5 protein-coding genes are annotated in these 5,396 nt (G+C 38.0%); 2 read left to right on the top strand and 3 right to left on the bottom strand.

The window, feature by feature from the left end; genetic code table 11:
* A partial coding sequence (locus LBH49_01490) for a hypothetical protein (protein MDR0351301.1) occupies positions 1-1,449 on the top strand: 1,449 nt, incomplete at its 5' end.
* Positions 1,450-1,910: 461 nt separating this feature from the next.
* Here the strand turns inward: LBH49_01490 and smpB are convergent.
* Positions 1,911-2,378 carry an SsrA-binding protein SmpB gene (smpB, locus tag LBH49_01495; protein ID MDR0351302.1) on the bottom strand — a complete coding sequence of 156 codons (468 nt, stop codon included), beginning with the start codon at positions 2,376-2,378 and terminating at the stop codon, positions 1,911-1,913.
* A gap of 10 nt (positions 2,379-2,388) precedes the next feature.
* Complete coding sequence (locus tag LBH49_01500) at positions 2,389-2,595, bottom strand: DNA-directed RNA polymerase subunit omega (protein MDR0351303.1); 207 nt, start codon at positions 2,593-2,595, stop codon at positions 2,389-2,391.
* Positions 2,596-2,734: 139 nt separating this feature from the next.
* On the opposite strand from LBH49_01500, the gene LBH49_01505 reads away from it, so the two are divergent.
* Positions 2,735-3,349: an ATP-dependent Clp protease proteolytic subunit gene (locus LBH49_01505; protein MDR0351304.1), complete on the top strand. Its 615-nt coding sequence runs from the start codon at positions 2,735-2,737 to the stop codon at positions 3,347-3,349.
* A 183-nt stretch (positions 3,350-3,532) separates the two neighbouring features.
* Here LBH49_01505 and LBH49_01510 read toward each other — a convergent pair whose 3' ends face one another.
* The gene (locus tag LBH49_01510; protein MDR0351305.1) at positions 3,533-5,326 is read right to left on the bottom strand and encodes a hypothetical protein; all 1,794 of its coding nucleotides are present in this window, start codon (positions 5,324-5,326) and stop codon (positions 3,533-3,535) included.
* Positions 5,327-5,396 lie beyond the last annotated feature (70 nt).

Consider the following 5,396-nt stretch of genomic DNA (forward strand, 5'->3'; position numbering starts at 1 on the left):
TTTAAGCAAAACACTGGCTCAGTTAAGCAAAACACTGCCTCACCTCAGCCAAAAATTACCTCAACTTCGACGCCAAACACTGGCTCAGTTAAGCAAAACACTGCCTCACCTCAGCCAAAAATTACCTCAACTTCGACGCCAAACACTGGCTCAGTTAAGCAAAACACTGCCTCAGCTCAGCCAAAAATTACCTCAACTTCGACGCAAACTGACTTAGTTAAGCAAAACATTACCTTATATCAGCAAAAAATTGACTCAGCTCCGCAAAACACTGACTCAGCTCCGCAAAACATTGGCCCATTTAAGCAAAACACTGCCTCAGTTAAGCAAAACATTACCTCAACTTCGACGCAAACTGATAATCCCAACTCTCCTGGTGATGACGAAACCACATCGCATAGAAATGCTGATACCGGTGATAATATTAACATAAATATCAAAATCAATACCGGTGGTAGTAATTCTAAACACATAGATAAATCAATTCATAATCATAACAAAACTATTAACAATTACTATGGATCTGCGCCGGTCAATACACCAAACCCTCAGAAAATTGAAAATCCAGAAATAAAATCTCCAGACGATCTACCTCCGGCAAATATAGCCACTGACCAGCCAAAAATCGATGGACCTAAATCGCCATCGATCGATCCATTGGGCAATTCACCCAATGCCAATAAAACAAGCGGTGACTCGACAATCATAGATATCTATAAACAAGTTTCAGGACAAGATATCGACGACGTAAAAAAGGGAATTAGCAAAAATAAAATCGATTTAGATAGTATTCTTAAGGAAATCGGGATGACAGACGATGATAGAGCCATGAGGTTTATCGCAGCTACATTTCTATCCCTAAGTCCAGAAGAACGCACAAAGGTATTTGACGATAAAGGAAGACTCGAAACAACCATAAGAAATGCAGCATTTACTTCAACAGTTTCCAAATCCAACAGGGTAAAAGCATTACAGACTCCCAACATTAGTAATTCCTATAGCAACCTGAAGCTTCATGGGGGCACCACCATAGGGAACCCCCTCGAAGGCCACATATCTTCCCAGGCTAAAGCTCAACTCCAGGCACTATCATACTTCGAAGCAATGATTGGTTCATCCAAGCTTGAAACCGTTGAAGCAAATAAGCTGCGAGCAATAGTTTTCAATATCATAAACGATGATAGGGTTTATACCGATGGATGGGATAATACAGCCAATGATTACCTAGCCAGAATATTAGCCAATGAAAAAGTACAAGAAGCTACTGAATCAATGGATAAAAACATATGGCGAAATTTTAAAAGAAACGTTTCGCATGACCGCACTATCAATGAACATAAGAAAAGTGTTGCTGGTAATATGTCACTAAAAACTGGCACATCATCTCTTGGAGATAGGATAGGAATGTATAGGAATAAAACAAATGCCTCCAATACCAAACAGCCGTAATCGCCACAGGGACTTAATGAAGAATTGATGAAGGAATTTGATGAAGGAATTTGATGAAGGATTACAAAAGACTAGTAACATAAAAACGATAAGTGCTAATGATGCAGCAACGGCTTTTGGTGTGAAACTAAAATCAGCCCAAAACCAGCAAAATCAAGTCCCACCTCAGCAGTAAGATCTTTTGGTATGGAACTTAATAGTACGAAATCTCCAAAAAATTAATCGCCCTAGAAAGACAAAAAAACATTAAAGCAACCCTGAATTGTCACATACTCCTTAGGCTAATAAATCCACAACTAGAAATTACATAATTCTTTCAAATTCTATGATTTTTTCACAAAGAATTTATTCGTGTGGTTGCACGCCATGATAAAAAATTCGACATCGAGAAACAAGTCAAATCTAAATCAATCGACCAATCTACAATAATTTTGACTAAACCTAAATACAAATCAATAAACTTAGTTTCTGGCCAAAAATCTTTCGGTTTCTCGCCTGACTGCTTTGGCCTTTAGGTCGGCCCGTTTGTCGTAGAGCTTTTTTCCTTTGCACAGAGCGATTTCTATCTTCACAAGACCACTCTTCACATAGATCCGCGATGGTATAACATTAACACCATCACGCTCCATCGCATTGCGAATTTTCTTCATCTCCTTGGCATGCAGCAATAACCTACGCTTCCGGCAAACCTCATGATTTGAACAGCTACCAAACCTATATTCGTCAATTCTGGCATTGCATAGCACTAAAAATCCATCTCGATCAACCATCACAAATGCATCGTTGATCTGGGCACAGCCAGCCTTTACCGATTTTACTTCGGTGCCAAGCAAAACAATCCCAGCTTCGGTAACGACACCAACCTCGTAATCATGACGCAATTTTCTATTTCGTATCTCTAAAGTCTTACTACCATCGCGCTTCACCACAAATCAATCACTAATTTTTTCCATCTGGAAGTTCGTAGGAAATCTTTCCTTCCACTATTTCCCTAAGCGCCACATCTTCCGGACTAAGCCACTCCAACGAATCTATGAAGGATTCTGCCCCAAACTTCAACTGACGAACCCTCCGAGATACAATGTTTATTAATATCATCGGGTCACTTATTATATTCTGCGCCGCATATAAATAATCATCTCTCATTTGCTAACCCCTTACCATAGGTCACGTTTAATCTTATATTTAGCATGTCAATGCTTTTATTAACGAAATTTAACAAAAATGAATGAATTGATGAAAATATTGAGTTGATTTCGCCAGGTGTGTATTTAGCATCCACTCCATGAGTAATTTCGGACACTGTTGCGATGATGATGATGACGAATGCCGTTGCAATGGTTATAATAAAATCGTCGATTCGATGATACAAAGAAAATTTCTCGAGGAGAGAAAGGTATTTTTATGGGGTGCCATCGAAGACAATTCCGCAAAAAATATAACTGAAAAGCTTCTATACCTTGAGCTTACAGATCCTGGAAAGAAAATTCAATTTTTCATGAACACACCGGGAGGTTCGATCACAGCTGGCATGGCAATCTACGATACGATGAAATTAATGACTTCACCCATAGAGATGATCGTCACTGGGCTGGCAGCTAGCATGGGATCGATACTTTTGTGTGTACCAAAAAAAGGCAATCGATTTTTATATCCCAACGCCAGAGTTCTGATCCATCAACCACTTATAACCGGAAGGATTGTTGCGCCGGCTGTCGATATAGATATTCAGGCTCAGGAGATGGAAAAAATTCGCGACGAAATGAATAAAATACTCTCCGATGCTTCGGGCCAACCCATGGAAAAAATTCGCAAAGATACGGATCGAGATTTTTATATGAATGCCAAGGAAGCCATCGACTATGGCCTAGCCGATGCCATCACCAGCAAGCTATGGTAACCAAAATTTTATTCATATTTCACATTTTTTGCAAATTCCATGTCATTAATATGATGAAACTCACAGGCAGTCTTTGTTGACTGTCTGTGAATTTTTCTACTTTTTTAAACCAGTCCATCTACTCATTGGCCAAACAATTTGCCATTCAGTCGCTATAAATCAGCTAAAAAAAAGAATTTTTGTCTATTTTCCATCCACAGGCAAATAATACTTTACTCCGTTCTTTGTATATACACGTATTTTTCCACTTCTAGTAATACTAGACCTTCGTAAATTATTGTGCTGCCTATTATTATGAAGCCTGGCATTCCATCTTCTAAGATCACTTTTTCTCAAAAGACTGGAACTTTTTCTCTTCCAAAGACCTTTATTTGATGAATCATCGTCTGGTTCCTCTTCATCATCATCTTCGTCGTCATCTTCTTCCGAATCATCATCATCGGATTTTTTATCCAAATGATCACCAGATTTTGGTAAATTAAATGACTCTAATACGAAATTTGAATGGGACAATTGGACGGCCCGATTCGACCTATCCATAGAATTGCCATCAGAGGATTCTGGATCCGACTTGGTATTTTTTTCTAAATCACCACCAGATTTTGGTAAATTAAATGACTCTAATACGGAATTCGAATGGGACAATTGGGCGGCTCGATTCGATCTATCCACAGAATTGCCATCAGAAGATTTTGAATGTGATTTGATATTTTTTTCCAAATCATCACCAGATTTCGGCAAATCAACAGACTTAGTACCAGAATCTGAATATTCGGATATGTTTTTATCTGATTGACATTGGAAATTATCGCCAACCAAATTACTTGGTTTATTTAAGCTAAATTTCCAAGGAATGGGTAATCCAAACCAATCGCAGCGATTTTCATTGGTTAATTTATCGGATTGAAAAATATCATATCGTTTATTCTGAACTTGTTCATTGGCAACCAAATCGGTTTGTTTAAGCACATTGCCATCGTTAAAAAGCACTACTAAACTTTCTGGTTCCGACGCCAATGAACGTTGCTTTGATTCCATTACTGCTTGATCCGCATCGATACCAAGCATAACATGTACAGATTTTCGAACCAATTCAACCCTGCTCCTAATGTGATTGCAAACCTTATTTACATCAACCATGTCGCTTGCATTGCAAGGATTTAAAGCCTCAATCAATGTCAAATACATGGCTTCACAAAATTCGCACAATGGCGCATTGGCTGCCTTGGTATAGATTGAAAAATCGCTGATAGGTTCATTCATATCTTTTAGCTCATATATCATATCATTCGTCATGGCATTTATGGCTTCAATACTAGAATAATCGCTATCCAACGCGGTAAGTATATGGCTAAACATGGCATCGGCATATTTCATTATTTTATCGACATCATCGGCAGAATCTATCATGGGAATACTAACGGCCTTATCATTGACACAATCAATCTCCGAAGGCAATTCATCTTCATCCATGACTAGGGCAAAAGCTTTTCGAATCGAATCGCTACTCATTTTTAATTCTGCTTCTTTATCATATAAAATAGCATTGAATTTCGTCAACGGCCCCAGAGCAAAATCCATATTTGAATGTATAAATCGCACTGCTCCGGCCTCATAGATAACTTCCTGCTTATACCATTTATTATCAACAAACCTACCACCAACATAGCTCTTCCAAACTTTTCCTTTATAACCATTTAAAGATTTGATCACGTTGTTTTTAGATTTATTGCCACTGATACCTCGCGGATTATATCTATCGTTTAGTACAAATGTTTTAATTGTACCAGGGATCTCACTGCTATTGCATTTGCGGGCATGGATAAATTCGTGAAACATAACATTACCTTCGTAGTATGAACGAACTTTCACATTGCTATTCTTTGAAAATTTGAATCCCATGGCCTCTGTGGACAGAGATACAAAAATTATCAAGACAATTCCACAAAAATATCTATATAAAATTTTTACACCCATAATAAACTTTAAAGAAGTAAGACGAGATTATCATGACATATATATACCTATTTTGTCAAGATAATTATAT

The sequence above is a fragment of the Puniceicoccales bacterium genome (genome assembly GCA_031255005.1).
In the GTDB taxonomy this organism is placed as follows: Bacteria; Verrucomicrobiota; Verrucomicrobiia; order Opitutales; family LL51; genus JAIRTH01.